The following is a 2,771-nucleotide window of genomic DNA, read 5'->3' as shown; positions in this document are numbered from 1 at the left end:
CTGCGGCGGCAGACCGAAAATCCGCGTGCTGGCCGCGCTGACAAAGAGAACCTGGGGCGGGTCGATTTGGTGCAGCCAGAACACTTCCGGAATGTTGTCCAGGATCTGACGCATAAGGGATTCGTTTTCGCGCAGCTTGGCGTTGGCCAGGGACAGTTCGGCCGTGCGTTCGCGGACCTTGGTTTCCAGCTCCAGGGCGTGGCGGCGACGTTCCCGCAACAGGTCCAGGCGTTCCCAGGCCTTGGCCAGGGCCAGGTCCAGCAGGGCGAAGTCCAGGATGGGTTTGGTTAGGTAGTCCGAGGCCCCGGCGCGCAGGGCCTTGATGACGTCCTGCATGTTCCCGGCTCCGGACACGATGATGACCGGGACGTCCGCGGATTGCCGACGGATGCGGGCCAGGATGGCGTGCCCGTCCATGTCGCCCAGACGTAGATCCAGAAGCACGGCGTCGTGCCGGTCCGGGTCGAACAGGCTCAGGCCGTCCACGCCGCCGGCGGCTTCCTGGACATCGTGTCCCTCGTCGCGCAGATGATCCCCCACGGTCAGGCGGATCAATTCCTCGTCTTCGATCATGAGGATGCGGCGGGGGCTGGGCGTGACTGGAAGAGCCATGGTCGGGATCTATCACCGGCCTGGTCGGAGGAAAAGAGAAATGCCGCGCGGTTTTCGGTCTTGGCTCAGGACGCGGACAGTCCGGCCGGTGTGCCGTTGGCCGCCTTCCGGCCGGCGGCCGCGCAGCGGATGGCGATTTGCTGCACGGATTCGGTGCGTGCCTTGGGCGGAAGGACAGCGAGGATGTCGTGCTCGTCGATTGCGCGCGCTTCATCCACGGATTTTTCGAGCAGGGTCTGGCAGCACAGGGCGGCGCAGAGGATGCCCTCGCCGTGGATGTTGGTCAGAAAACCCACGTCCGCGATCCGTTCTTTTTCCACGCGAATGAAGATTTCCACGAACCCCTCGCCTTCCCGCTCCCATCTGCCGCAATGACAGGGGCCGGCGGGCATCCCCAGAAACGGCGGGTCGAAGGCCAGAAGCTCCACGTCTTCGAGTGTCATGCTCATCGGTTGTGCTCGATTCGTTTGTAATGGCTGAAGTCGAACGAAGACGGCAGACCGTGACGCGGTCTGCGTTTGTCCAGCCTTCTGAACGACAGCACCAGCCCCAGCATTCCGGCCAGAAAGAGCAAGAGGCCGATTTTTTCCATGATGGTCCATCCTGTTTATTGTCTGGATAGCTGACGGGCGTGAAGATGCAACCTTGTCGGATTATTTTGACAGACCCGGGTGCGTGGGACGTGGATCAGGGATTCGTGAACGTGGCGCCGACCGGGGTTGGGCGCCCAGCGGGTTGCCGTTGAACGCTAACGGGCGCGCCGCGTTCCGGGCGCGGCGTAAGGGCGCGCAAAGCGGGTCAACTGGCGCCGGGCAGGGAAATTTCCCGATGTGTGTCGGTGAAATTATCACAAGGTAACATTTTGGCATAATTGAATATTTTGAGTTTTCGCTGCATAACCGTCGGAGAAATTTACATTCGCCACTCGCTCAGGACGAAATCAAACTGTTTTTGACAATAAAATCAAAGGGTTTTTCAAGCGACACATGTTGCATGTTTTGTGCACGATAGCATGCAATTCAGGGAGGTAGCAGGATGAAAAATACCAACGTCTTCGATTGAGGAGTTTGATGAATGTAAGAAACTCAAGGGGGTAGCAGTATGAAAATGATTTCGCCGCTTACTTGGGAAAACGGACGATGGCGCTCCGCCGCTATCGCCGCTTTCTTTTTCGTGTTCACGGCAACGCCGGTCATGGCCGGATCGTTCAATTTCACCACGACGGACGACTGGGCGACAGGCGTACTGACCAACGTCAATTCCGATCCGCCACCGGTCAGCGGCGACGGCCATCTGCGCCTCAATGACGCGGTGCTCACGCCGTTCAATCACATATGGGTTGCCCTTTCCGGACGTGGCACGGCCGTACGCATCAACACGGACCATGTCGAAGCCGATGGCCGTGTCACCCTGGCCGAATCAGCCGCTGGAGCAGGAGCCGTCTACGGGGAGTACCACACTGCTCCGGTAGGGCAAGCGGCAAATCCATCCCGCACCACGGTCGATAAAAATGGCGACGTGTGGGTCGGCAATCGTGATCAGGCCAATGGCGGGCTGGGTTCCGTGGTGAAGCTTTCCGCCAGTCCCACGGGCATGACATCGACCGGTATCTGGAACGGGAGCAGCTTTAATTTGCTTGGCTGGTCGAATGCGGGAGGGGTTGACACCATGGGAGGCACAAGCACTTCCGAGGACTCCGCGACGCTCTTGTACGTGCGAACGGCCGGTACGAATGTCAGGACAATCGCCGTTGACAAGGACAACAATGTCTGGACAGGCGGGTACGGTAACAAGGTCCACCAGAAATATGACGGAGAAACCGGTGCCGCCATCGGGGCCCCGGTCAATCTGGGTTCAGACAGCGGCTACGGTGGCCTCATCGACGGCAACGGCGTTCTCTGGTCCTCGGGTTGGAGTGCATCAAGCATTTCACGGTACGATCCGGCCACGGGAACGGAAACCAATCATGCGGTCGACGGCGGGTCTTACGGGCTGGCGGTCGATTCCAACGGCTTTATCTACAACACGCATCTGGGCAACACCGTCTCCAAGCTGGCTCCGGACGGAACGCTGATATGGACGAAGGCTTACACCGGCGGCGCCGGGAACCGTGGCATAGCCGTCACTCCGGATGGTCATCTCTGGATCGGGAACAGTTA

At 59.8% G+C, this 2,771-nt stretch carries 3 protein-coding genes; 1 reads left to right on the top strand and 2 read right to left on the bottom strand.

Annotated elements, in window-relative coordinates:
- Nucleotides 1-612, bottom strand: a 612-nt coding sequence (locus EOL86_13455) for a response regulator (GenBank protein NCD26582.1), incomplete at its 3' end; no start/stop codon positions are given.
- Between the two features lie 65 nt (nt 613-677).
- Nucleotides 678-1,061, bottom strand: a complete 384-nt coding sequence (locus tag EOL86_13450; GenBank protein ID NCD26581.1) for a hypothetical protein — start codon at nt 1,059-1,061, stop codon at nt 678-680.
- A gap of 652 nt (nt 1,062-1,713) precedes the next feature.
- On the opposite strand from EOL86_13450, the gene EOL86_13445 reads away from it, so the two are divergent.
- The coding region (locus tag EOL86_13445) for a hypothetical protein (protein NCD26580.1) at nt 1,714-2,771 on the top strand (1,058 nt) is incomplete at its 3' end.

The organism is Deltaproteobacteria bacterium (assembly GCA_009930495.1).
In the GTDB taxonomy this organism is placed as follows: domain Bacteria; phylum Desulfobacterota; class Desulfovibrionia; order Desulfovibrionales; family Desulfomicrobiaceae; genus Desulfomicrobium.
Note: the sequence above shows the minus strand (reverse complement) of the source record. Positions and strands in the feature narration are given on the sequence as shown.

Excerpts from the sequence above, each read along its gene's own strand:
- EOL86_13450 (NCD26581.1), bottom strand. The coding sequence starts at position 1,061 with ATGAGCATGACACTCGAAGACGTGGAGCTTCTGGCCTTCGACCCGCCG.